Source organism: Pedomonas mirosovicensis (assembly GCF_022569295.1).
GTDB lineage: Bacteria > Pseudomonadota > Alphaproteobacteria > Sphingomonadales > Sphingomonadaceae > Pedomonas > Pedomonas mirosovicensis.
In genome coordinates this window covers 1,307,457-1,331,927 of the sequence record NZ_JAKFIA010000001.1, presented here as the reverse complement: position 1 = coordinate 1,331,927, position 24,471 = coordinate 1,307,457, and the positions used below count along the sequence as shown (strand labels likewise).

At 64.8% G+C, this 24,471-nt stretch carries 24 protein-coding genes; 14 read left to right on the top strand and 10 right to left on the bottom strand.

Annotation, left to right across the window (positions count from 1 at the left end; genetic code table 11):
- Nucleotides 1-39: 39 nt before the first annotated feature.
- Nucleotides 40-2,049, bottom strand: a complete 2,010-nt coding sequence (locus tag L0C21_RS06385; protein WP_259277561.1) for a tetratricopeptide repeat protein — start codon at nucleotides 2,047-2,049, stop codon at nucleotides 40-42.
- Nucleotides 2,050-2,219: 170 nt separating this feature from the next.
- Here L0C21_RS06385 and L0C21_RS06380 point away from each other — a divergent pair, with 170 nt between their 5' ends.
- Both L0C21_RS06380 and L0C21_RS06375 read left to right on the top strand, forming a co-directional pair.
- Nucleotides 2,220-3,221: a hypothetical protein gene (locus tag L0C21_RS06380; protein WP_259277560.1), complete on the top strand. Its 1,002-nt coding sequence runs from the start codon at nucleotides 2,220-2,222 to the stop codon at nucleotides 3,219-3,221.
- Nucleotides 3,222-3,236: 15 nt separating this feature from the next.
- Complete coding sequence (locus tag L0C21_RS06375) at nucleotides 3,237-3,641, top strand: EVE domain-containing protein (protein ID WP_259277559.1); 405 nt, start codon at nucleotides 3,237-3,239, stop codon at nucleotides 3,639-3,641.
- A 45-nt stretch (nucleotides 3,642-3,686) separates the two neighbouring features.
- Here the strand turns inward: L0C21_RS06375 and L0C21_RS06370 are convergent, their stop codons facing one another.
- From L0C21_RS06370 to gatC, 5 genes are all read right to left on the bottom strand, one after another.
- Nucleotides 3,687-4,469: a GNA1162 family protein gene (locus L0C21_RS06370; RefSeq protein ID WP_259277558.1), complete on the bottom strand. Its 783-nt coding sequence runs from the start codon at nucleotides 4,467-4,469 to the stop codon at nucleotides 3,687-3,689.
- 32 nt (nucleotides 4,470-4,501) lie between these two features.
- Complete coding sequence (locus tag L0C21_RS06365; RefSeq protein WP_259277557.1) at nucleotides 4,502-4,876, bottom strand: DUF4810 domain-containing protein; 375 nt, start codon at nucleotides 4,874-4,876, stop codon at nucleotides 4,502-4,504.
- 332 nt (nucleotides 4,877-5,208) lie between these two features.
- Nucleotides 5,209-6,702, bottom strand: a complete 1,494-nt coding sequence (gatB, locus tag L0C21_RS06360) for an Asp-tRNA(Asn)/Glu-tRNA(Gln) amidotransferase subunit GatB (RefSeq protein ID WP_259277556.1) — start codon at nucleotides 6,700-6,702, stop codon at nucleotides 5,209-5,211.
- Nucleotides 6,699-8,186, bottom strand: coding sequence for an Asp-tRNA(Asn)/Glu-tRNA(Gln) amidotransferase subunit GatA (gene gatA, locus L0C21_RS06355; RefSeq protein ID WP_259277555.1), 1,488 nt, complete (start codon nucleotides 8,184-8,186; stop codon nucleotides 6,699-6,701). Before gatA ends, gatB begins: the two co-directional genes overlap by 4 nt.
- Nucleotides 8,186-8,473, bottom strand: coding sequence for an Asp-tRNA(Asn)/Glu-tRNA(Gln) amidotransferase subunit GatC (gene gatC / locus L0C21_RS06350; RefSeq protein WP_259277554.1), 288 nt, complete (start codon nucleotides 8,471-8,473; stop codon nucleotides 8,186-8,188). The genes gatA and gatC overlap by 1 nt, the downstream gene beginning before the upstream one ends.
- Nucleotides 8,474-8,714: 241 nt before the next feature.
- Here gatC and L0C21_RS06345 point away from each other — a divergent pair, with 241 nt between their 5' ends.
- The 4 genes from L0C21_RS06345 (at nucleotide 8,715) to L0C21_RS06330 (ending at nucleotide 12,958) form a co-directional block, all read left to right on the top strand.
- A complete protein-coding gene (locus tag L0C21_RS06345) occupies nucleotides 8,715-9,890 on the top strand; it encodes a DUF3089 domain-containing protein (protein ID WP_259277553.1) in 1,176 nt (391 codons plus the stop codon).
- Nucleotides 9,887-10,357 (top strand): Holliday junction resolvase RuvX, encoded by a 471-nt coding sequence (ruvX, locus tag L0C21_RS06340; protein WP_259277552.1) that lies wholly within the window; start codon nucleotides 9,887-9,889, stop codon nucleotides 10,355-10,357. The genes L0C21_RS06345 and ruvX overlap by 4 nt, the downstream gene beginning before the upstream one ends.
- A gap of 364 nt (nucleotides 10,358-10,721) precedes the next feature.
- Nucleotides 10,722-11,726 (top strand): aspartate carbamoyltransferase catalytic subunit, encoded by a 1,005-nt coding sequence (locus L0C21_RS06335; protein WP_259277551.1) that lies wholly within the window; start codon nucleotides 10,722-10,724, stop codon nucleotides 11,724-11,726.
- Complete coding sequence (locus tag L0C21_RS06330) at nucleotides 11,723-12,958, top strand: dihydroorotase (protein WP_259277550.1); 1,236 nt, start codon at nucleotides 11,723-11,725, stop codon at nucleotides 12,956-12,958. Before L0C21_RS06335 ends, L0C21_RS06330 begins: the two co-directional genes overlap by 4 nt.
- Before the next feature lie 66 nt (nucleotides 12,959-13,024).
- Here L0C21_RS06330 and L0C21_RS06325 read toward each other — a convergent pair whose 3' ends face one another.
- The 3 genes from L0C21_RS06325 to L0C21_RS06315 form a co-directional block, all read right to left on the bottom strand.
- Nucleotides 13,025-14,215, bottom strand: coding sequence for an SPOR domain-containing protein (locus L0C21_RS06325; RefSeq protein WP_259277549.1), 1,191 nt, complete (start codon nucleotides 14,213-14,215; stop codon nucleotides 13,025-13,027).
- Nucleotides 14,216-14,277: 62 nt separating this feature from the next.
- On the bottom strand, nucleotides 14,278-14,727 hold the full coding sequence (locus L0C21_RS06320; RefSeq protein ID WP_259277548.1) for a hypothetical protein: 450 nt from the start codon (nucleotides 14,725-14,727) through the stop codon (nucleotides 14,278-14,280).
- Between the two features lie 13 nt (nucleotides 14,728-14,740).
- Nucleotides 14,741-15,454 carry an AAA family ATPase gene (locus L0C21_RS06315; RefSeq protein WP_259277547.1) on the bottom strand — a complete coding sequence of 238 codons (714 nt, stop codon included), beginning with the start codon at nucleotides 15,452-15,454 and terminating at the stop codon, nucleotides 14,741-14,743.
- A gap of 475 nt (nucleotides 15,455-15,929) precedes the next feature.
- Between L0C21_RS06315 and L0C21_RS06310 the strand changes: the two genes are divergently transcribed.
- Nucleotides 15,930-16,292: a PilZ domain-containing protein gene (locus L0C21_RS06310; protein ID WP_259277546.1), complete on the top strand. Its 363-nt coding sequence runs from the start codon at nucleotides 15,930-15,932 to the stop codon at nucleotides 16,290-16,292.
- Nucleotides 16,293-16,316: 24 nt separating this feature from the next.
- Nucleotides 16,317-17,318, top strand: coding sequence for a methyltransferase (locus tag L0C21_RS06305; RefSeq protein WP_259277545.1), 1,002 nt, complete (start codon nucleotides 16,317-16,319; stop codon nucleotides 17,316-17,318).
- A gap of 200 nt (nucleotides 17,319-17,518) precedes the next feature.
- Here the strand turns inward: L0C21_RS06305 and serB are convergent, their stop codons facing one another.
- Nucleotides 17,519-18,421: a phosphoserine phosphatase SerB gene (gene serB / locus L0C21_RS06300; RefSeq protein ID WP_259278833.1), complete on the bottom strand. Its 903-nt coding sequence runs from the start codon at nucleotides 18,419-18,421 to the stop codon at nucleotides 17,519-17,521.
- On the opposite strand from serB, the gene miaA reads away from it, so the two are divergent.
- The 6 genes from miaA to L0C21_RS06270 all read left to right on the top strand — a co-directional run bounded on the left by miaA (nucleotide 18,408) and on the right by L0C21_RS06270 (nucleotide 24,469).
- A complete protein-coding gene (miaA, locus tag L0C21_RS06295) occupies nucleotides 18,408-19,391 on the top strand; it encodes a tRNA (adenosine(37)-N6)-dimethylallyltransferase MiaA (RefSeq protein ID WP_259277544.1) in 984 nt (327 codons plus the stop codon). The genes serB and miaA overlap by 14 nt on opposite strands.
- 119 nt (nucleotides 19,392-19,510) lie before the next feature.
- A complete protein-coding gene (locus L0C21_RS06290; RefSeq protein WP_259277543.1) occupies nucleotides 19,511-21,262 on the top strand; it encodes an acetolactate synthase 3 large subunit in 1,752 nt (583 codons plus the stop codon).
- A 122-nt stretch (nucleotides 21,263-21,384) separates the two neighbouring features.
- The gene (ilvN, locus tag L0C21_RS06285; RefSeq protein WP_259277542.1) at nucleotides 21,385-21,909 is read left to right on the top strand and encodes an acetolactate synthase small subunit; all 525 of its coding nucleotides are present in this window, start codon (nucleotides 21,385-21,387) and stop codon (nucleotides 21,907-21,909) included.
- A gap of 87 nt (nucleotides 21,910-21,996) precedes the next feature.
- Entirely contained in the window at nucleotides 21,997-23,016 is a 1,020-nt protein-coding gene (gene ilvC / locus L0C21_RS06280; protein ID WP_259277541.1) for a ketol-acid reductoisomerase, read from the top strand.
- Between the two features lie 266 nt (nucleotides 23,017-23,282).
- A complete protein-coding gene (locus L0C21_RS06275; RefSeq protein WP_259277540.1) occupies nucleotides 23,283-24,164 on the top strand; it encodes a choice-of-anchor L domain-containing protein in 882 nt (293 codons plus the stop codon).
- A 104-nt stretch (nucleotides 24,165-24,268) separates the two neighbouring features.
- Nucleotides 24,269-24,469, top strand: a complete 201-nt coding sequence (locus tag L0C21_RS06270) for a hypothetical protein (protein WP_259277539.1) — start codon at nucleotides 24,269-24,271, stop codon at nucleotides 24,467-24,469.
- The last annotated feature ends 2 nt before the right edge of the window (nucleotides 24,470-24,471 follow it).

Below are 24,471 nucleotides of genomic sequence, written 5' to 3'. Positions count from 1 at the left end.
AATAAACGTTGCGGAAAACGCCCGATTTCAGCGACTTGCCTAACGGCCCAACCGATAGTTGATACCCTGTTCATAGCCGGTGCAGCCGATGGCCTCGCCCGCCCGATAAATCGGTTGATAGCGGAAACGACTAACCGCCTTCTCGGTCGAGGGGCCAAAGATGAACGGTGGATAGGCGATAACCGTGCGCGGTTCGACAACGCGTCCTTCAGCGTCGATATCGTAGCTCACCTTCACCCATCCCTCGAAGCCCCAGCTCAGGGCCAGTCTGGGAAAATCTGAAGAAGTCATACGCGCGTTAAGGGCAACCGGCCTGACGTCCACCAGTTCGCATTGCTCAGGGCTCAGGCCCGTCGCCTGCAACAGCCCGTCTGCTTCCTCAAATTTCTTCTCGGCAGCCTTCAACGATGCCAGCCGCACCGCAGCGAGTTGGCGGACCGGATCGGCTGTGGGAAGCACTGATACCGGCAGCGCAAGAACGTCTCGATAATGCTGCTCCGCAGCGTCAAACTCGCGGAGCCGTTCGAGGGCGGTCGCCAACATTGTCTGCACCCAGGCCCCGGCCTGGTTTGCCGCCTCGTTTTTCTCCCTCAATTCAGCCAGCAATTGGGCGAAGCCATCCTTAACAGCAGCGGTCCAATGCCGTCCCCACAAGCCGGGCTGTTTTTGAATGTTGAGGCCCTTTACAACAACACGAACCTCAACAGGCGCATCGTGCGCGACGGCAATCGCCTCCGCGCGCGAAAGCAAGTCTTTCCCCTCCGTGCCCGGCACAGAGGGACTACTGCCGAGGTTTACCAGCAAAGGCAGCAGAGAGAGGTCATCCTTGCCAACCTTGGCTTCCCTTTCAGCAAGGACGGCACGCCACTGCGCCACCGCCTTGGCAGCACTTGTTCCATCTTCGACCTGCACTCCATCAGACGGAACCGATTTCGCCTCAAGCCAATCATTATAGACGGTCCAGAGCGCGGAAAGAGACCCGGCGCGCTCCACCTGCTTCGTGCACCGCAACTCCAGCCGCACGCTGCTGCGCCAGAACTTCGAGGTATCCTTCAACCCCTCAGGCATCCAGGACCAGCGGGCGACCGCTCGGGCGAACTCCAGCGCCATGGGCCCGGTGCGCGTGGCATAGATAGGCTGCACAAAGACCACCTGCCCATCATCGCCGATGGCGAACTCAATTACCGCAGCATCGTCCGGCTTCAGCCCGGTCGCATCTCCGCAGGCGGGCAGCGGCATATCGGATCCGTTCAACGGATTCTTCTGTCCCATGCGCCCTGCGCCGGTATAGGCAAGATATTTTCGCACCTTGTAGTCATTCCCCACAAGCTGCGCCGCCAACGCCAGATCCCCTCGGATGCGGACATCTGAGAGAGTAACTTTTGTTCCGAGCCCACCGGCCGCCGCCAGGGCCTTTTCAAACCAGCTATTGGCGTCAGGCAGTTTTCCCGCCATCAGTTCGGCACGTCCGCGCAGGGTATAAACCTCAGCACGGACATCGTTTTTCTCGTCCAGCGCGGACTCCACGACCGGCAGGGCCAGGTCAAGCTGGCGCCGGGCAAAGTCCGGGTCATCGAACAGACTGACGCGTGCGAGCGCGATCCGGTACAGCGCAAGATCCTTAGGCTTGGCCGTGTTGTTTGCCTCAAGCTCCGAAACCAAAGTCGTAAAAGCCTGCCGCGCCGCGTCATAATCCAGCAAGGCTTCGCGCGCCTTACCCAAGTCATAGAGCGTGTTTTGACGATCATCGCCGGAGCTCGCATCAGACAGGCCCGGCAACGCCTGCTCCAGCACTTCGATCGCTCCTTCGTAATCAAAAAGCGCCAGGCGGGCCGAACCCAGGCGGGAGCGGATAACCGCGACCGTTCGATTCTTGGGGTCATCAGGCAGCTGCGCCAGCACCTTCTCGAAACCGGCCACTGCCTTGGGAAAATCGCCCTTCTCAACGGCGGCCTGAGCCGCGTTGAACTCTTCCTGCAGCGAGGCTGCGACCGCGTTGGATGACACGCACACCATCAAACCCGCGGCAACGATCCCGGCTCGTATCATAGCTTCGCTCCCCCAACGTTCCGACTAGCCCCACGAGGCTAATATCACATTCGTAACGAACCAGAAACGGCCATCGGCCTGCTTGACTGTTGCCTCCCGGCTCCCAACTCGGCAGGAAGGAGAGGCAAACGACACGTGAAATGAACCGGGACCGGTGCGGAGCAGGCGAAATGGGACAGTCCGAGGGAAAACGCATCCTTATCTACTGCATCATTGTGGCGATCCTCGCCGTTGTCATCGTGGCGTGGGTCCGCTGGGCGGATGAGCAGATCCCCGAGGAGCCGCAGTTGCCGGGCGATTTCTTCACGCCCAAGGCCTATACCTACCGCACGCCCGGCGTTGAGGACGGCCCCGTTGTGCCGTTGCTGCAGGGCGCGAACTTCCTCACCGGCGCGCCTGCCGTCTTCATCGGCGAGCTCACCAAGGCCGAGAGCGGCGCGGGCTATGCCGTCCGCCCGACCAACGTTATCAAGCAGGACGCGGGCGTTACCATTCCGCCGTCCCTGCCGCTGGCCTCTCTGCCGAAAACCCTTGGCGAGACGCCGGAGGATGAACCCCTGCCCGTTCTGGTCCGCCTGATAAACGGCCAGCCGGAGGTCACCCGCCTCACCGCGGCGCTGGCCGAGACCGCCTATTTCATCAAGCGGCAGTATGCGGCTGACCCGCTCAAGAACACCGCGCTCGAAATGTTGCTGCTGGAGCACCGCTGGGACCGCAACGCGGGCCGCGATGTCGTCGTCGGCCTGTTTTCCGAGAAGACCGGTCCCCGTCTCGGCAGCCATGTGGAAATCGTGGTGACAGAGGATTCGGCGCTGGATGATGACATCTCCGGCCTGCCGGTGGTGCTCACCCGCTTTGGCGAGATGAAGGAGCAGCGCAACCTCTCCTGCCCCTCCTATGGCGCATGGCGTATTCTCAAGCTGCTGGAAAATGCCACCGGCCTGCCGACGGGCGAGGCCGCCAAGCGGGTGGAGGGTGAAGTCATCCTCCAGCGCTTCAACTGGATGAAGGCCGCTGTTGCCTCCTGCGTCTCCATACCGAACGACACGGCAACGGCCCTTGGCCTTTACCGCCTCCAGCGCGCCCAGCGACTGAAGGATGAAACCGTCTCCCCTGCCGAGGTGCTGAAGGACCGCGAAAAGCGGGCCGCCACCGCGCCGCGGCTCCAGTAGTCAGGAGCAGGCACGATGGCTTATTGGCTCCTCAAGACCGAGCCCGGCTCCTGGAGCTGGGGGCAGCAGGCCGCCAGCAGCACCACGGCGTGGGATGGCGTCGCCAACGCCCAGGCGCTCAAGAACATGCGCGCCATGGCCGTGGGCGACCGCGCCTTCTTCTACCACACCGGCAACGAGAAGCAGGTGGTCGGCCTCATAGAGATCACCCGCGCCTTCTATCCGGACCCAAACGACCCCGCCTCCGGCCTCGTTGACGTAAAGGCGCTCTCGCCCCTGCCCCGCCCGGTGACGCTCGCCGCCATCAAGGCCGAACCACAGTTGGCCGGGCTTGCGCTCGTCAAACAGCCCCGGCTCTCCGTCCTGCCCGTCGATGACGCCTCATGGGCGCGGATCTGCGAGATGGGCGGGGTGGATTGAGGCCAGCCCGCAGGGGTGGCCTCAGCCAGCCCAACGGGCCCTGCGCTACTCCTCGGCCCCTTCCTTGCGTTGCTTGCCGAGCCGCAGCATTTGCTGCACCGCCGTGGGCTTGTCGTCCATCGGCGCCGATATCGCTGAAATTTCTGCGTTTGACCGTTCCAAAGCCGGATTGTCGGGGAATTGCTTCGCGTCCTTCTCGTACATTGGCGAGTAGGGACCATGCGGCACCCCCTTTCCTGGAAGGTGCAGCGCAACGGCGTTCGTCGCCAGGGCCACCGACGCGTAATCCGATGGGCCATTCGGAGTTACGGACGCGATGGCTGGCGCAACAACTTGGGCAAGGTTGTTATCGCCCGGCAGGTCATGCCTATAATATCGCTCATCTTGCCACAGCAACGCTCCGCTCCTGCCGTCCTTCAGCGTGTACAGGACACGAACGAGAATCCGCCGCCATGGAATACGGTCGTCTTCCATCCAGTTGAGCGCTTCGACATAAAGAACCGAGTCCGCGTTGAACAACGAGGCCAGCTGACGGGTATCGGCTTTATGGATCTGATAGGGCTTGCTCAGCCCGTTCAGCTCCAATTGCTTCTTCACCATGCTGGCTGGAAAGACGTAATAGCCTCGCTCCGCCAAGGGCATGGGCAAGGTTGCCAAAAACCGATCCGCCACTTCCGCATCGCCAGTATAGTTGATGACCGGCACCACCAGCACCGAGCGCAGCGCGGCCTGCCGGAACGCGGTATAGTCCTTGCCCGGCAGTGAAGTGCCGCATCCGGCAAGGGCGAGCCCGGCGGCGACGAGAATCATGGTCGCTTTGAGTTGCATGTTACTATTCCCGTGACTGTGCTTGGCGCGGCTCAGGAGGTAGGACCCCTGGCGGCGCCCGTCTGGGCTGCGGATGCCTGAGCCTGCTCGATCATTTTGTGCATGAACGCAGCCGACTCCGGCCAGGCCTCACTCTCCTTTGCAAAGTAGGTCGCGGCTTCCTGGGCGTTTCCGCTCTCCAGCAGAGCGTAACCGTACTCGGCGTACAGGCCCGGCGGCACCTTGCCGCCAGCTTCAGCCAGCGAGATATCTTGACGCAAATTCCTGGCGTACTCTGCCAGCGTGCTGGATTTCTGCTGGTATTTCAGCAGATGCTCCGGGTATCCGCCCCAGGTGTAAAGCAGCTTCGGCTGTGCACATGCAGCGAGGCACAGGACCGCAGCCAGCGCGGCAAATCGGCTATTCATAACCCCCCAATGATATCGTGCGCCGGAAAGACGGCGGTGATCGTTAACGCGGCCCCCATATGAACGGCTTTTCTGGTCCGGCTCTAAATGCGGTGCATTGCGAGCGAAGGAGTCCGCCTCCGGCAGCGGTCCGTCAAACGAAGCCGTCGTCTTTACGACAAATCCGGCCGGTGTTCTCAATCCTCCAGTCCAGTCAGGCTGTCGAAAGCCGGTTCGGATGATCCGAAGGGTCTGTTAATTATAGATTAATACGCACCCGTTACGGCAAAGAAGAACGGCCCCGCCGGTGGGCTGGGGCCGTTCTTCCGTGGTCGCTTCCGATAAAGGCGGCCTTACCCGTTCAGCGCCTTCTTGAGCAGGTCGTTGACGACGGCCGGGTTGGCCTTGCCGCCCATGGCCTTCATGGTCTGGCCCACGAAGAAGCCGAACAGCTTGTCCTTGCCGCCGCGGTAGGCTTCGACCGAGTCCGCGTTGTCGGCCAGCACCTTGGCGATGGTGGCCTCGATCGCGCCGGTGTCGGAGACCTGCTTCAGGCCCCGCTCCTCCACGATGTCGGCCGCGCCCTTGCCGGTCTCGAGCATGATCTCGAACACGTCCTTGGCGAGGCGGCCCGAGAGGGTGCCGTCGGCGATCAGGCTGATGAGCTCCGCGCCCTGCGCCGGGCTGATCGGGCTTTCCTCGATCGACTTGCCCAGCTTGTTGAGCGCGCCGAACAGGTCGGAGGTCACCCAGTTGGAGGCCGGGCGGGCCACGTCCGTCAGCGACTTGCCCTGACGCTTGGCGGCTTCCGCCAGCAGCGCCTCGAAGTAGTCCGCCGTTTCCTTCTCGGCGGTCAGAACGCTCGCGTTGTATTCCGACAGGCCCAGCGCCTCGACGAAGCGCTGCTTCTTGGCATCCGGCAGCTCCGGCAGGCTGGCGCGGCAGTCGTCGATGAAGGCATCGTCGAATTCCAGCGGCAGCAGGTCGGGATCGGGGAAGTAGCGGTAGTCGTGCGCCTCTTCCTTGGACCGCAGCGAGCGGGTCTCGAACTTCACGTTGTCGAACAGGCGGGTTTCCTGGTCGATCTTGCCGCCCTCTTCGAGGATGTCCACCTGGCGGCGGGCTTCATACTCGATGGCCGCCATGACGAAGCGCACCGAGTTGACGTTCTTGATCTCGCAGCGGGTGCCCAGCCCCTCGCCGGGGCGGCGCACCGACACGTTCACGTCGGCGCGCATGGAGCCTTCCTCCATGTTGCCGTCGCAGGTGCCGATGTAGCGCAGGATGGTCCGCAGCTTCTTGAGGTACGCGCCCGCCTCTTCCGGCGAGCGCATGTCCGGCTTGGAGACAATCTCCATCAGCGCCACGCCCGAGCGGTTGAGGTCGACGTACGAGCGGGTTGGGCTCTGGTCGTGGATCGACTTGCCCGCGTCCTGCTCCAGGTGGATGCGCTCGATGCCCACGGTCTTCTGGCCGTTCTCCAGATCGAGGACAATCTCGCCCTCGCCCACCACCGGGTACTGGAACTGGCTGATCTGGTAGCCCTGCGGCAGGTCCGCATAGAAGTAGTTCTTGCGGTCGAAGCGGGACCACTTGTTGATCTGCGCGCCGAGCGCGAGGCCGGTGCGAACCGCCTGACGGACGCACTGGCCGTTGATGACCGGCAGCATGCCCGGCATGGCCGCATCGACCAGGCTCACCTGCGCGTTCGGCTCCGCGCCGAAGGCCGTCGCCGCGCCCGAGAACAGCTTGGAGTTGGAGATGACCTGGGCATGGACCTCCATGCCGATCACCACCTCCCAGTCACCGGTCGCGCCGCGAATGCGATAGGGTTTGGTCTCGCTCATTTTACCCACCACTTTTCCGGTTTGGCCGTGAACTGGGCGGCCTGTTCGATCACATGGCCCACCTTCAGCACCGTCTCTTCATCCAGCTTGCGCCCGATGAGGTGGAGGCCCAGCGGCAGGCCGTCCGCGTCCACGCCCGCCGGAACCGAAAGCGCCGGCAGCCCCGCCAGCGAGGCGGGCACGGTGAACACGTCGTTGAGGTACATGGCGATCGGGTCCGCCGACTTCGCGCCGAACGGGAAGGCCGCGCTCGGGCAGGTCGGCGTCAGGATCACGTCGCACTGTTCGTAGGCCTTCTCGAAGTCCTGCGCGATCAGGGTGCGCAGGCGCTGGGCCTTCAAGTAGTAGGCGTCGTAATAGCCTGCCGAGAGCACGTAGGTGCCGATCATGATGCGGCGCTTCACCTCGCGGCCGAAGCCTGCCGCGCGGGTTGCCTCGTACATGTCGATGAGCGAGCCGTTCTCGGGCGCGACGCGCTGGCCGTAGCGCACGCCGTCATAGCGGGCGAGGTTGGACGAAGCCTCTGCCGGAGCCACGATGTAGTAGGTCGGCAGCGCATATTTGGTGTGCGGCAGGGAAATGTCGACGATCTCGGCACCCGCTGCTTTCAGCCAGTCCATGCCCTGCTGCCACAGCCGGTCGATTTCGGCAGGCGCGCCCTCGACGCGGTACTCCTTCGGAATACCGATGCGAAGGCCCCGGATGTCGCCGGTCAGCGCCTTCTCGAAGTCCGGCACGGGCAGGTCGAGGGAGGTCGAGTCCTTCGGGTCGAACCCGCACATGGACTTGAGCAGGATGGCGCAGTCCTGGATGGTGCGCGCCATCGGCCCCGCCTGGTCGAGCGAGGAGGCGAACGCCACGATGCCCCAGCGCGAGCAGCGGCCGTAGGTCGGCTTGATGCCCGCAATGCCGGTGAAGCTGGCGGGCTGGCGGATGGAGCCGCCGGTATCCGTACCCGTTGCCGCCGCCACGATGCGGGCCGCAACCGCCGAGGACGAACCGCCGGACGAGCCGCCCGGCACCAACTGCTCGCCATTCTTTCCGCGCCACGGGTTCAGCACGTTGCCGAACGCCGAGGTCTCGTTGGACGAGCCCATGGCGAACTGGTCGAGGTTCAGCTTGCCGAGGCTCACTGCGCCGTCGCGCAGCAGGTTGGCGGAGACGGTCGACTCATAAGTCGGCACGAAGCCTTCCAGAATCTTTGAGGCAGCCGTGGTCTGCACGCCCTTGGTGGCGAACAGGTCCTTGATGCCGAGCGGAATGCCTGCCAGCGGACCCGCCTCGCCCTTGGCGATCGCAGCATCGGCGGCCTTGGCCTGCTCGAGCGCCAGCTCCGGCGTCTCGACGATGAAGGCGTTCAGTTCGCGCGCCGCTTCCACGGCGGCAATGTGCGCCTGCGTCAGCTCCACGGCCGAGAAACGCTTGGCCTTCAGGCCGTCGCGCATCTCGGCGACGGACAGGTCTGTCAGATCGGTTGCAGCCATTATTCGATCACCTTCGGCACAGCGTAGAAGCCGAACTGCGCCTCTGGCGCGTTCTTCAGCACATCTTCCTGGATGTTGCCGTCGTTCACCACGTCCTCGCGCCAGCGCAAGCCTTGCGCGACCACCGAGGTCATGGGTTCAACGCCATCGGTATTCACCTCGCCGAGTTGCTCCACCCAGTCGAGAATACCGTTCAGTTCCTTCATCATCGGTTCCACATCGGCGTCATCCAGCTTGATGCGCGCCAGATGAGCGATGCGGCGTACTGTTTTTTCATCAACAGCCATGGCTTGGCTCCCTTCGTGCCGGGGGCGGATAGCACGCCCGCTCGTCGCCCTTCAAGGCTGGCGGACGGCGTAAGGTGCTTTCCCGTTCTCCTGTAGCAGATCAAAAGCAGGAGATAGAAGCTGTTCTGCCAACGGCCATGATGCGCCTGCGCGCAACCGGCCCTTGTATCGAGGGAGCGTTGTTGCCAATCTTGCGCCTGTTTGAAAATTGCACAGCTCCGCTCCGACAGGTGGCCCGTCCATGACCTCGCCCGCACCGACCCGAACCGCGCCAAAGCGCAAAATCTCGCCCGCCATCAAGTTTCTCTGGGTCGTTGCCGGGCTTGTCATGCTGGTGATCATCGGGTTCGTGGGCTGGCAGGCATTCCTGCCGCAGCTGATGCGCTTCACCTACGTGCCCACGGTCAGCTTCGCCGAAAGCGCGAAGGATCCCGCGCCCGACTATACGAAGATCGCCGCCTGGGCCGCTCATCCGGCCAGGCCCGGCACCTCGCAGGACACGCCAGAGGGCTTCTCCGCCACCACGGCCCCGGTGGTGGACGTGTTCTTCGTGCCGCCCACCACCTACATGAAGAAGGAGCGCTGGAACGCGCCGCTCGATGACGCCGCCACCAATGCCCTGACCGACCGGATGATCCGCCACCAGGCAAGCGTGTTCAACAACGTCGGCCACGTCTGGGCGCCGCGCTACCGTCAGGCGACGCTCGGCGCCTTCTTCACCGACAAGTCGGACCGGGTGCAGGCGCTCAAACTGGCCTACAAGGATGTGGCGGCAGCGTTCGATGCGTTCCTCGCATCGCACGGCGACAAGCCCTTCATCCTGGCCGCTCACAGCCAGGGCAGCCTCCACGCGCTGGCCCTGCTGCAACATCGCATCGCGGGCACGCCCGCCGCGCAGCACATGGTTGCCGCCTATCTCATCGGCTGGCCCATTTCCATCAAGGCGGACCTGGAGCCCTTCGGCCTCGCGCCGTGCGCCACGCCCGCCGCCACCGGCTGCGTCGTCTCATGGCAGAGCTTCGGCGAACCCGCCGATCCCTCCGGCGTTCTGGCCGCCTACGGCGCAGCGCCGGGGGCAACCGGCATCGCCCGCGCCGGCACGCCAATGGTCTGCACCAATCCTTTGAGCTGGTGGGCGGATACCCGCCGTATCGAGGCGGGCGCCAACCTGGGCGCACTGCCGTTCGTCGAGGTGGGCCAGCCCATGGCCAAGGTTGAGCCCGGCCTCACGGGCGCGGCGTGCGATGCCACCGGCATCCTCCACCTCACCCAGAATCCGCAGGGCTCCTATCAGCGTCAGGTGATGCCGGGCGAGAACTACCACGTTTATGACTATGCCCTGTTCTGGGCGAACATCCGCGCCAATGTGCAGACGCGGGTGGATGCGTTCCTCAAGCCCACCGTTGGAGCCCCATGATTACCCAGTCGATCCTTGAGTTTCTGGATGTCCTGCCCGAAGGCGGGCGGCTGGCGGGCCTCGACGTTGGAGACAAGCGCATCGGCGTTGCCTTCTGCGATGCCATGTGGACCATCGCCACGCCCGCCGAGACGCTCCAGCGCCAGCGCTTCACCCAGGATGCCAACTGGTTCCGCGAGCAGTTCGCCAAGCAAAGCGTCAAAGGCATCGTGATCGGCCTGCCGCTCAACATGGACGGCACCGACTCGCCTCAAACCCAATCCATCCGCGCCTATGCCCGCAATCTCGACAAGGCGTTCGAGACCCTGCCGATCCTGATGTGGGACGAGCGCTGGTCCACCGCCGCCGTCACCCGCGCCATGATCGATGCGGACCTGTCCCGCGCCAAGCGCGCCGAACGGGTGGACAAGGCCGCCGCCGCCTTCATCCTGCAGGGCGCGATCGACGCCCTGGCGGCCGCGTGCTGATGACGCAGTATCCGCCACAGTAGAAAACGAACCTTCCCATTCCCGCAAAACTCGAAATCGCCGCTAATGGGGTTAAAACGTCCATAGAGAGGTTTTTACCTATCCCGGCTAGGGTGGTAGCGGGCAAACCTGGAATCGCGCTGTAAGGGGCCTCTGTGGGCCTTTATGGGGCATCCCAATGCGAGGCCTCGCATCGTTTGACCACTCGCCTCAAATCGGCCGCCCGGCCTGCCCCTGCAAACGCCTTCCCTGCCCCACCGCCATGCTCTATGGGTGGAGCCGGCGCAGGACGACGGCCAATCGACACGTCTTCAGGCCCTTCGTATTGCCGCCTCCGGGTTCAATCGGTATAGGCCCGCATCAAATGTCTACAGCCACACCCGCATCGCACCAGACCCCGCCGGGTCTCCACCCGTTTCCGCACACCAGCCTGCTGGGTATCGCCGGGCTTCAGCCCTGGGAGATCGCCTACCTGCTCGATGAAGCGGAGCGGTGGATCGACTCGAACCGCAGCACCGCCAAGCGCCATGACGTTCTGGCAGGGCTGACGCAGGTCAACGCCTTCTTCGAGAACTCGACCCGCACGCTCCTCTCCTTCGAGGTGGCGGGCAAGCGGTTGGGCGCGGACTGCGTCAACATGATCGTCAGCGCCTCGTCCATCGCCAAGGGCGAGACCCTGCTGGACACGGCGCTGACGTTGAACGCCATGCACCCGGACATTCTGGTGATCCGCCATCAGGATGCGGGCGCGGTCCAGCTGATCGCCGAGAAGGTGAACTGCTCGGTCATCAACGCGGGCGATGGCCGCCACGAGCACCCGACGCAGGCGCTGCTCGATGCCATGACCATCCGCCGCCGCAAGGGCCGCATCGAGGGGCTAAGCATCGCCATTTGCGGCGATATCCTTCACTCTCGCGTCGCCCGCTCCAATTTCCAGCTGCTGAGCGCGCTGGGTGCCCGCGTGCGCGTGGTTGCCCCGCCGACGTTGCTCGGCGCGGAGATCGAGCGGCTGGGCGTCGATGTCTACGCCGATATGGACAAGGGGCTTGAGGGCGTGGACGTCGTCATGATGCTGCGTCTCCAGCGCGAGCGGATGCAGGGCGGCTTCATCCCCTCAACCCGCGAGTATTTCCACTTCTTCGGCCTTACCGAGAAACGATTGAAGAATGCCAAGCCCGACGTGCTGGTGATGCACCCCGGCCCGATGAACCGGGGCGTCGAGATCGACACGGCGGTGGCGGACGACCTCGCCCGCTCCGCCATCACCGAGCAGGTGGAAATGGGCGTGGCCGTTCGCATGGCCTGCCTGGATGTACTGACCCGCAAGCGGCGCGGCGTGCCCGGCTGGACGACGGAGGCAGGCCAATGACCCGTATCGCGTTTCTAAATGCCCACCTGATCGACGCCGCCTCCGGTCTCGATGCCACGGGCGGCCTCTTGGTCGAGAACGGCCGCATCGCCGCCGTCGGCGACATCACCGTGCCGGAAGGCGCGGACGTGGTGGATTGCGGCGGCAAGGTGCTCACCCCCGCCCTCATCGACACCCGCGCCTTCAAGGTGGATGTGGACGCGTGCGTGGCGGGCGGCATCGCCACCACCTGCCTGATGCCGGACCAGAACCCGGTTCTGGATGACCCGGCGGTCATCGAGCGCGCCTATCGTCTTGGCCGCAAGACCATCAAGGTCCGCCCGTTCGTGGCGGCAACGCGCGGCCTCCAGGGCGAGGAACTGGCGGAAGTGGGCCTTGGGCTCGAATCCGGCGCGGTCGCCATCGCCACCGGCCGCAGCGCCATCACCCACACGGGCGTGATGCTGCGCCTCTTGCAATATGCCACCGGCTTCGATGCGCTGGTCATCACCCACACCGAAGACCCCGGCCTGGTGAAGGGCACCTGCGCCACCGAGGGCGAGTTTGCTCAGCGCCTGGGCCTTCCGGCCCACCCGACGCTGGCCGAAACCCTGATGGTAGAGCGCGATATTCGCCTCGCCGAAGCCACTGGCGCGCGCGTGCACATCGCGCAGGTCACCTGCGCCGCTTCCATCGAGGCGGTGCGGCTCGCCAAGAAGCGCGGCGTGAAGGTCACCTGCGGCGTAACGCCGGCCCATATCCTGCTGAATGAGATCGCCGTTTCCGGCTTCCGCACCTTTGCCCGCTTTGCCCCGCCGCTGCGGACGGAGGCCGACCGGCTGGCGGTGATCGAGGGTTTGCGTGACGGCACCATCGATGTCATCGCCTCAGGCCACGACCCGCGCACGCAGGAAGAGAAGCGCCTGCCCTTCGCCCAGGCCGCGCCCGGCATGGTAGGGGCCGAGACGTTGCTGGCGACCAGCCTCACGTTGGTGCACAACGGCACGCTGACGCTCGGCAAGCTGCTCGACAAGCTCTCCGGCGCACCTGCCCGCATCTTCGGGCTGGAGAACGGCCGCCTGGGCGTCGGCGCACCCGCCGACCTCTTGCTGCTCGACCCCGGCGCGCCTTGGCGCATCGAGGCGGAGAACCTGCGCTCCGTCCAGAAGAACACGCCGTTCGACCGCATGGCGGTTCAGGGCCGGGTGCGCGGCCTGTGGCGCGATGGCGTGGACGTGTTCAGCCAAGCCTAGATCAATCACGATTCCGGAAAAGCCCCGCCCCTCGCGGCGGGGCTTTTCGTTTGAGCCTCAGGCCGCCTAGGCCGCCGGGGCTTCGCGCGATGCCTTCGCTGTTTGCGCGTCGGCCGTCGTTACCGTTTTTGCCACCTGTGCCTTGAACGGCTGATTCCGGTCGCCCGCCAGCGGGCGGCGCACGAAACACTCCACCCCGGCGCGGCGCAATGCGCGGCATTCCGCATCAGCCTCGGCCCTGGCCATGAAGGAACCGACCGTCAACCGATGCCAGCCATCCGCCTGCGCTCCGGCCACCAGGCGCGGCTCGTACCGGCCAAGCAGATCCTCGTGGGCCTTCTGCAGCCGGCTCCACCCAGGCCTGAACGCGGCCACGTTGCGGTAGGCGGCGAGCTGGATCACCCAGCGCGCCTTGGGCTGCGCTTGCTCCCGCGCCCCGGTGGCGGAAGCGGCAGGCTCCGGCTTCGGCTCCGGCGGGACAGGCGCATCGACTGCGGCAAGCGCAACCGGCTTGTCCGCGAGAGCGGGGCTGGTTGTCGTCGCATCAGCTGCAGGATGTGTCTCCAACGCAGCGGCTGCCAGTTGCGACGCCTGTGGTGCACCCGCAGCGCCCGGCAGTGGCGGGGTTGCCGCCTCCACCAGCGTGACCGGAGCTGCGCTGCCTGGCGGCACGCCCAGGAAACCGGCCAGACGGTGCGGCGGCGGCAGGGCCGCCCAGGCCGCCCATTGGGTCAGCCGCCACGTGGCCTGTTGCGGACCGACTTCCCGCTCCACCAGGGCGCGGGCGCGCGGCCAGGAATCGGCCAAGGCCAGGGCCAGCGCCAGGTTCTGCCGGGTGCGTAGGCTGGCATCGGGCCGAAGCGCCGCCTGCTCGAGCACGGCAACGCCCTCTTGCGCCTCGCCGGCCAGCGCCAGGGCAAGGCCGACATCCGCATCGGCCGCGCCGCCATCGGCCACAAGGGCGCGCAGTCGCGCCACGGCCTGTTCGGTGTGCCCCAACCCAAGCTGCGCCAGGGCATAGCCCAGTTGGGCCCGATGATCCTCGGGGTTCTGCGCCAGAATGGAAGCTTGGGCCGCCGCGGCTTCGGCAAAGCGGCCCTGCTGCAACGCTCCCATCGCCATAGCGGCGGACGAAGCGCCATCGGCATGCAGCGACGCTTGCGCCGCGCCTTGCATGGCGGGCCGCTTCTGACCGGAGCAGCTCGCAACAAGCGCCGCGGCGGCAACGGTGGCTACCAGTATGAAGCCCGGTTTCATGCCGTGCATCCTCTCCCAGGTCCCCCGCGTGTTCCCCTGCCCCCGTCCGGCGTGGCTAAGCTTCAGGCCGATTGCGCGGCCGACAGCTGTTTCGGGAAGACCAACGAGCCTTCCTCCGCCATCACTTCATCCAGATAGCGATCCAGCGCCTCGTCCAGAATCTTCTGCGCCGAGGTGCGCTTGTAGATGGCGACCACGCGCAAGTTCAGATGCCGCTCCGGATCGAGCCGATAGGTAAAGGCCACCCGGCGCCGCGCCTCGGGCTTGCCCTCTGCCTTGGGCTTGGCCTCGCTCTTTGCCTTGTCGACTGGCGGAACGACCTGGCGCATCGCCTCGGCGTCCATCGGCCGGGCCGCCTCCGGGCGCGGCAGGGTGATGACCCTGCGCGGGGCGGCGTGGGCGTCATCCGCCTCCAGCACCAGGCCGGGGCTGAGTGCCGGGCGGGCTTGCCCCTTGCGAACCAGAAGGCCACCCGTCAGCGAAGCGGCAGGCTTGGGATCATACATGCTCATGTCCCCCGCTCTCTCAGGCGCTGATGGCCTTGCGGCCAAACCCCGCCTTGGGCGAGACCACCGGCGCCGGCGCGCTCTGGCGCGGCTGGAAGACGGTGCGGCGGAAGTTCTTGTCCAGCCGGTCCGACAGGTAGCCCCACAGGACCTCGATTTCCCGGGCGGACTTGCCATTGGGATCGCTTTCCATCACGGTGCGGCCGTCGATCATGCTGGACGCAAAGTCGGTGCGCTGGTGAATCATGATCGGCGCGACCGTGCCGTGCTGAGACAGCGCCACCGCCGCATCGAAGCTGATCTTGGCGCGCGGCGTCGCCGCGTTGACCACGAACACCAGCGGCTTGCCCGAGCGCTCGACGAGATCGACCGTCGCGCCCGCTGCCCGCAGGTCGTGCGGGCTGGGGCGGGTGGGAATCACCACCAGATCCGCCACGCTGACGACAGACTGAATCGCCATGGTGATGGCGGGCGGCGTGTCGATCACCGCCAGCTTGAAGCCACGGCTGCGAAGGTCCTCCAGGTCGGCGGCCAGACGGCTGACGCTGGTCTGGGCGAAGGCAGGCATCGGCGCTTCGCGCTCGTTCCACCAGTCCGCCAGCGACCCCTGGGGGTCGATATCCATCATGACAACAGGGCCTGCGCCGCAGCGCTCGGCCTCAACCGCGATATGACCGCTCAGGGTCGTCTTGCCCGAGCCACCCTTTTGCGAAGCAAATGCCAGGACCCGCATGGTCTGTCCCTCCCCATTCACGAGGCTGTTCGGGCCAACTATGCGAATCAGAAATTTAAGAAGATGTTACCGCTCGACCTCCGGTTGCAGGCCAAAGCGAATCGCTGCGACACGTCGGCGGGCGAAAAATCAGGGGCGCGCCCTGTAAAACAACAGCGTCTCGGGCAGCCCAAGGCCGCGCTCTTTTACAGACGTACAAAGCTGAAAAAAAGAGAAACGCGGCTTCGGGATCGCTGCAAGCAGCGCTCAACCGAAGCCGCGGTCACGAGCCCCCCGTTGCCCGTGATCCCTTATGGTTAGTCGACGTATCACGATTGTGCAAGCCATCACGTAACGAACCGATTCCTGCGACAACTCATGGGTTTGCGAAATATAATGGCATTGCGCCCTGGGTGTGTCAGAGGCCGTCGTTAACAATTTGTTGGTTATCCTTCTTCAACATAAGGCAAACTTCAGAGGGGTCCGTGGGGAAGTCATGAGGCAGGTTTTTGACGGACAGGCAACGAATCGGCGCACCGCCCCACGGTATTGGGTCCGTAGCTCCTGCATCCTGCATACGCCGGACGGCCCCCTGAACAGCCGCCTGCGCGATATTTCCGCTGCGGGGGCCTTTCTTGAAATGCGTCGCGGCCCCAACCCCGGCACTCTGGTCCGGCTGGAGCACCCAACGGCGGGCAGCCTTGAAGGCACGGTCATCCGCCGGACCGAAGACGGCATCAGCCTCGCGTTCGCCCCGAGCGACGGCAACGTCTCCTTCGCCCTGCAGGTCATCAGCGCAGAGATCGCCGGCGCACAGGCAAGCGACGGCAAAGCCGGCGCGCAGTGCTCCCCTGATTGACAGAAGCATTAGGGTTTTCTCGCCATGAGCGTTGCAAAGAAACCAGCGAAAATTCCGCTTTCGCTTCGTCTGAAGGCCTGGTGGGAGGGTTATGACGCCGAGGAGCTCGCCCGGCGCGCGCTGAAGCAGACAGTCCGCCCGGCCGCCGAGCCCGAGGTTACCGAGAAGGACGCCGTCCCGACGCTCATTACGCCCCTGCAAGGCGATACAGCGAACCAGAAGCCTGAAACCGGCCTGCCCATCGACCCGTGGGACCAGAACCGAATCGACGTGGCCCAGCTCATCTGGGGGCGCGGCTTCTGCGGCCCGGGCGGGCCGGAGCATATCGTCGCCATCTCCAAGCTGCTGACGCTCACGCCCGAGATGAGCATGATGCACCTGGGCGCGGGGCTTGGCGGCCCCGCCCGCACGCTCGCCGAGCATTTCGGCGTGTGGGTGACGGGCTACGAGACCTCGGCCTCGCTGGTGGCGGCAGGCAGCGAACTCTCCGCCATCGCGGGCATGGCCAAGAAGGCGCCCCTCACCTTCCTCGATCTGGACGAGCCCAAGCCGTTCGAGCGCAAGTTCGACCGCGTGCTGATCGACAGCTTCCTGTCCCTCATCGAGGACAAGCAGGACCTGCTGGTGCGGGTGGAGGACAGCCTGAAGAAGGATGGCCTGGCCCTCATCACCGACTACTTCCTCGCGGGCGACGAGACGCTGGACAACCCGGCCTTCCAAAACTGGTCGGATCGGGAGCCGCGCAAGCTGACGCTGGTGCGGGTGGAGGAGCTGCGGGACATCCTGGTGCGCTGCGGCTACCACGTACGCGTGGATGATGACCTGTCGACCGACTACGTCTCCCTCATCGACCAGACCTGGGCCGGGGCGGACAAGGTGGTCGCCGAGCTCCATGCCCAGCCCGGCCAGGCCCAGCTGGTCAACGTGGTCATCAAGGAAGCCGAACTCTGGGCGCGCCGGGCCAAGCTGCTACGCCAGGGGCACATCACCTATCGCCGCCTGCTCGCCGCCAAGAAGAGCTTCTGATTTCTTTTGGATTGTTTGCAGGAGGGTCTCAACCCTCCTGCACCTCCCTGTCCTTTGGGGGCGTGCACGCGATGAAGGGCGCGCTCCAATGAACTCCCGAGTTCAGAATGGGCCGCGTCCGCCATGCTGGGCGAGCCTAACAAACGAACGGGGTGCAGGGGACCGAGTCCCCTGCAAAGCATCAAAATCCCTGAATCTCCTTACCGCGCGGCTTCCCAGTCCTCACGGCGATAGCCCTGGGCAAACAGCAGGGCCGTCAGGTCGCCATGGCGAATGGAGGCGCTGGCGGCGGCTTCCGTTTTCGGCTTGGCGTGGAAGGCAACGCCGAGGCCCGCTTCCTCGATCATCGGAATGTCGTTGGCCCCGTCCCCCACCGCAAGGCAGGCATCAAGGCTGATGCCGCGATGAGCGGCTTCTTCCAGCAGCGTCTGCCGCTTCACGGATGCCGTGATGATCGGCCGGTCCACCTTGCCCGTGAGCTTGCCATCCAGAATGCCAAGCACATTGGCCTTGTGCTGGGCAAAACCCAGCTTGGCCGCCACCCGCTCGACGAAGAAGGTAAAACCGCCCGAGACGAGAACCGTGTGCGCGCCGTTGGCGGCCATGGTCTTCACCAGCGCCGCGCCGCCCGGCGTGAAGGTGACGCGCTCGGCATAGCAGCGCTCCAGCACCGCCTCCTCCAGCTCTTCCAGCAGGGAGACGCGGGCATCGAGCGCGCCCTCGAAGTCCAGCTCGCCGCGCATGGCGGCCTCTGTCACGCGGGCCACCTGCTCTTTGACCCCGGCGTAGTCGGCCAGCTCGTCGATGCACTCAATGGTAATCATGGTCGAGTCCATGTCGGCGATCAGCAGCTTGCGGCGGCGGTGCGCCGCCTCCTGCACGATCACGTCCACCCCCTCGCCCGCCAGAGCATCCTCGACAACGGCGCGCGCCTGCGTGCGGGTCAACCCGCTTGCGAACAGATCCGCCGCCCGTTCCGGCTCCAGCCAAGCCTCTTCCGTCACCCGAGCGCCAGCAGCCTGCAGGGCGTCCTTTGCCCGCTGAACCAGGCTGGATGTAAGAACAGGCCCTTCCCAGGGCGCGACGAGCGTGGCAACCAACATCGACATGAGCAACCTTTCCCGAAAACCGCTGGTGCTTATTGCCGGACCGACGGCAAGCGGCAAGTCGGCTGTGTCATTATGGCTGGCAGAAACTGCGCCGGGCACCGTCATCAATGGCGATGCGCTCCAGCTTTACCGCGATCTTTCGGTGCTGACCGCCCGCCCCTCGCCCGAGGATGAGGCCCGCGCCCCCCATCGGCTCTACGGCGTGCTGGACGGCGGCCAGGCCAGCTCGGCCGCCTGGTGGGCGGAACAGGCGATACAAGCGGTTGAAACCGCGTGGGGTGAAGGCCGCCTGCCCATCATTACCGGCGGCACCGGCCTTTACCTGCGAACGCTCCTGCACGGCATCGTGCCTGTGCCGGATATCGACGAGGCCGTGCGGGCAGACGTGCGGGCGCGCATGGAGCGCCAAGGCCCCGAGACGCTGCACGCGGAGCTCTCGCGCCTCGACCCCGTCACCGCCGCCCGCCTCGGCCCGCGTGACCGGCAGCGAATCGCCCGGGCGCTGGAGGTGGTGCTGGCGACCGGCACGCCGCTCAGCCAATATCAAGCCGAGACCACCGGTGGCCTTGCCGACAGGCCGGATGTGGGGCCGGTTGCGCGATGCGTGATTCTGCCGGACCGGGAGATTCTTTATGCCCGTTGCGACCAGCGGCTTGAAACAATGGTCGAGTTGGGGGCCCTGGAAGAAGTCAGAAAATTACTCGCCCGCAATCTCGCGCCCGAGATGCCGGTGATGAAGGCGGTCGGCGTGCCCGAATTTGTCGCCCTCCTCGAAAAACGCATGGATTATCAAGAAGCTATTGAGAGCGCCCAGCGCGCGACCCGCCAGTATGCCAAGCGGCAATACACCTGGTTCCGCAACCAGTGCCGGGATTGGCACTTTATCCGATCGCACAATCTGGAAATCCAGAAAGAGCAAATTGCAACAATATTACGAGATATCGGCTTGACTTTGAAAGTTTGAAACAATACCCAAGCCCTCACTGTGTGTAAGCGCCGTAAAGGCGGGATGCGTATGCCTGCCCTTCGCGCGTGAGTATTGCATATGCCGCGCCCCCGCGCGGTGAGGGAAGGAGTAGGAAGATGCACGGCGAGCCGATGCCCGGTGCGGAGATCATCGTTCAGGCCCTGGTGGACCTGGGCGTGGAGGTCGTATTCGGATACCCTGGCGGCGCTGTCCTTCCCATCTACGACGCACTTTTCCGGCAGAACCGGATTCGCCATATCCTCGCCCGTCATGAGCAGGGCGCGGTCCACGCAGCGGAGGGCTATGCCCGTTCCACCGGCAAGCCGGGCGTGGTGCTGGTCACCTCCGGCCCCGGCGCGACCAATGCCGTCACCGGCATTACGGATGCGCTGCTGGATTCGATTCCCATCGTCGTGCTGACCGGTCAGGTCGCCACGCACCTGATCGGCAATGACGCCTTCCAGGAGTGCGATACGGTCGGCATCACCCGCCACTGCTCGAAGCACAATTATCTGGTGAAGGACGCCGGCCGCCTGGGCGATGTGATTCACGAGGCCTTCTACATCGCCACCAATGGCCGTCCCGGCCCGGTGGTGGTCGATATCCCGAAGGACGTGCAGATCGCCAAGGCGACCTACCGCAATCCGGGCAAGATCGAGCACAAGACCTACCGCCCCACGATCAAGGGCGAGATGACGGACATCGAGGCCGCCATCGAGTTAATGCTGAATGCGGAGCGCCCCGTGCTCTACACCGGCGGCGGCATCATCAATGCGGGCCCCGAAGCGGCGCAGCTGCTGCAGGAATTGCAGCGCGTCACCGGCTTCCCGGTCACCTCGACACTGATGGGCCTGGGGGCGTTTCCGTCCCAGTCGCCCGCGTTCCTCGGGATGCTGGGGATGCACGGCACCTATGAGGCCAACCTCGCCACCCACGGCGCGGATGTGCTGGTTTGTCTGGGCGCGCGGTTCGATGACCGCGTGACCGGCCGGGTCGACCTGTTCTCGCCGAACTCGAAGAAGATCCACGTCGATATCGACCGCTCGTCCATCAACAAGAACGTGCTCGTCGACATCGGCATCGTCGGCGACGTCGGCCGGGTGATGGAGGACATGATCGCCCTGTGGAAGGCCAAGGCCCAGGGCCCGAAGCCGCTCACCGATTGGTGGGGCCAGATCAACGCCTGGCGCGAGCGCAAGTGCCTGGCCTATCGCCAGACCGGCGAGGTCATCCTGCCGCAGCACGCCATCTCGCGCCTCTATGAGGCGACGAAGGACAAGAGCCCGATCATCACCACGGAAGTCGGCCAACACCAGATGTGGGCGGCCCAGTATTTCGGATTCGAGAAGCCCAACAAGTGGCTCACCTCCGGCGGTCTCGGCACCATGGGCTACGGCCTGCCGGCGGCCATCGGCGCGCAGATGGGCAATCCGGATGCGCTGGTCATCGACATCGCGGGCGAAGCCTCGATCCTGATGAACATTCAGGAGATGTCCACCGCCAAGCAGTACCGCCTGCCGGTCAAGGTGTTCATCCTCAACAACGAATACATGGGCATGGTCCGCCAGTGGCAGGACCTCACCTACGAGGGCCGCTATTCGGAGAGCTACTCCGAGGCCCTGCCCGATTTCGTAAAGCTGGCCGAGGCCTATGGCTGGACCGGCCTTCGCATCGAGACCACGAGCGAGCTGGAAGCCGGCATCAAGGCGATGCTGGAAACCCCCGGCCCGGTGATGGTGGACTGCCGCGTGGCCAAGCTGGAGAACTGCTTCCCGATGGTGCCCTCGGGCGCGGGCCACAACGAGATGATTCTCAGCCCCGAGCAGGTCTCGGGCGAGCTTTCCGAGGAGGCCCAAGCCCTCGTCTGACCCCACGTTCACCCCCCGGCTCCCGGCTTACGGGCCGGGAGCGCCCCCACCACAGGAGTTGAAGACGGCGCGGCCCCGCAGAAGGGGTCCGCCCGATCCAGGCCCGAGCCCAGGAACGAACCATGTTGCAGCAGAACAGCCCCATCGAACGCCATACGCTCAGCGTCCTCGTCGATAACGAGGCGGGCGTCCTTGCGCGGGTGATCGGCCTCTTCTCCAGCCGCGGCTACAACATCGACAGCCTCACCGTGGCCGAGGTCACGCACGACCAGCTCATCAGCCGCATCACCATCGTCACCTCCGGCACGCCAATCGTCATCGAGCAGATCAAGGCGCAGCTGGAGCGGCTGGTGCCGGTGCACTCGGTGGCGGACCTCACCGTCCAGGGCCCGCATGTGGAGCGGGAAATGGCGCTGGTGAAGGTGACCGGCCAGGGCGAGAAGCGGGTCGAGGCGCTGCGCCTCGCCGATATCTACCGCGCCCGCGTGGTCGATGCCTCCACCCACAGCTTCGTGTTCGAGCTGACCGGCTCCACGGAGAAGGTGAACACCTTCATCGAACTGATGCGCGAACTCGGCCTCGCCGAGGTTGTTCGCACCGGTGTCGTCGCCATCGCGCGCGGCGTTACCACCCTCAGGCATCCCTGAACCAGCCCCCTGCGCGAGCCCCTGGGGCAGGCATAACAAACGGCCAGGCAGAACAGGCCGCAAGCAACAACGGAAGGAAGACTTACCATGCGGGTCTATTACGATCGCGACGCCGACGTGAACCTGATCAAGACCAAGAAGATCGCCATTGTCGGCTATGGCAGCCAGGGCCACGCCCACGCTCAGAACCTGCGGGATTCGGGCGTGCAGGAAATCGCCATCGCGCTTCGTGCGGGCTCGCCTTCCGCCAAGAAGGCCGAAGCCGCCGGCTTCAAGGTGCTGAGCAACAAGGAAGCCGCCCAGTGGGCCGACATCCTGATGATCCTGGCGCCGGACGAGCATCAGGCCGCCATCTGGGAGAACGACCTGAAGGGCAACATGAAGCCGGGCGCGGCGCTGGCCTTCGCCCATGGCCTCAACGTGCACTTCGGTCTCATCGAGCCGCAGGCGGATACGGACGTCATCATGATCGCGCCGAAGGGCCCCGGCCACACCGTGCGCGGTGAATATGTGAAGGGCGGCGGCGTGCCGTGCCTCATCGCCGTCCACCAGGACGTGACCGGCAACGCCCATGACGTGGCGCTGGCCTACGCCTCGGGCGTCGGCGGCGGCCGCTCGGGCATCATCGAGACCAACTTCCGTGAAGAGTGCGAGACCGACCTGTTCGGCGAGCAGGCGGTGCTGTGCGGCGGCCTCACCCACCTCATCCAGGCGGGCTTCGAGACGCTGGTCGAGGCCGGCTACGCGCCGGAGATGGCCTACTTCGAGTGCCTGCACGAGGTGAAGCTGATCGTCGACCTGATGTACGAGGGCGGCATCGCCAACATGCGCTACTCGATCTCCAACACCGCCGAGTATGGCGACATCACGACGGGTCCGCGCATCATCACCGATGAGACCAAGGCGGAGATGAAGCGCGTGCTGGCCGATATCCAGTCCGGCCGCTTCGTGAAGAACTTCGTGCTCGATAACCGCGCCGGCCAGCCGGAGCTGAAGGCTTCGCGCAAGGCCGCCGCTGCCCACCCGATCGAGAAGGTCGGCTCCGAGCTGCGCGCCATGATGCCGTGGATCGGCTCCAACAAGCTGGTCGACAAGGCCAAGAACTAAGCATTCTGCCCCCGACAGGTCGGAAGACGGCGGGCCGCTGCCACCACCCGGTGACAGCGGCCCGCTTGCGTTTGCGGGTTCAGCGCGTTTTAGAACGCCAGCGAAACCGTCGGATTTATTGACGAAACACACCGAATATATGCGGCCGGCCCAGCCATTCTGGCAGCAAGCTCCTGAATTAAATAGGATATATTAGCTAATACAAACGTTGGCATCATACTTGCTTTCTGCGGTCCGGAAACAACTGCAGTTCACAGGAGCAAGGAATGCACACGTTCAAGCTTGTTGCCGTTGCGTTGCTGGCGGGTGGAATCAGCGGCACTGCCGCCGCCGCCCCGGTCTTTACCGACATGAATTCCGCATCGGCGATGGATATGGCCAATGCGCTGCTCTCCTCGGGCAGCGGCATCACCGTCAATTCCGCCTCCTATGCCGGTGCGGGCAGCGCGTCCGGCCTGTTCAGCAACGGCAACAGCTCCAACATTGGCATCGACCAGGGGATCGTGCTCAGCTCCGGTCTGCTCGGCAACATGGGCTCCAACTTCAACACCGACAACGGTGCCGGCGGCAACCCGCTGCTGGGCGCATACAACGGCGGCCGCTCGACCTACAATGCCTCGACCCTGACCATCCAGTTCACGCCGCAGGGCAACCAGATCACCTTCTCCTACGTCTTCGCCTCGGCCGAATATCCGGATTACGTCAATGACAGCTACAATGACGTGTTCGCCTTCCTGGTGAACGGCGAAAACCGGGCGTTGGTGCCGGGCTCGAACTCGCCGGTCTCCATCAACACGGTGAACTGCGGCGACGAGAACGGCACCAGTCCCACCAATTGCGACCTGTTCCGCGACAACCGGAACGGCGATCTCAGCGATCTCGACCTGGGCGGCTTTACCCTGGCGTTCGACATCGTCGCCAACGTGACGCCGGGTGAAGTCAACACCCTCGTCCTGTCCATTGCCGATACCTGGGACGAGGCCTTTGACTCCGCCGTGTTCCTGCGTGGCGGCTCCCTCACCGTCTGCGGCGGCCCCAACCAGCCGCCGTGCAATCCGCAGCAGGTCTCCGAGCCCGGAATGCTCGGTATCGGCGCTTTCGCGCTCTTCGGCATCGTCGGCCTGCGCCGCTCGCGCCGCCGGGGCTGAGGCTGCCCTCCGCGCCTTATCTGCATCAAGGGGGCGGAGGCCAGTTCCGCCCCCTTTCCTTTTCCACGCGGTGGAGGTTGGGCTTCCCCCTGCCGCGAACCGCCATGCGCCTGCATTCTTTTTGGAATTTTTCCAAGCAGGGAACCTGCCACCCCATCTGCCGGTTTGTTTTACAGCTGAAGCTACCAGTTTCAGAAAACGATGGCGGCGTGGCCGCCTTCGCCCTTGAAACTCTTGTCTTTTTAAAAGGTCCGGTTTGGCCTGAATATTGCCTGCGTTTCTACAGCGGCATGTTGTCGGCATGATA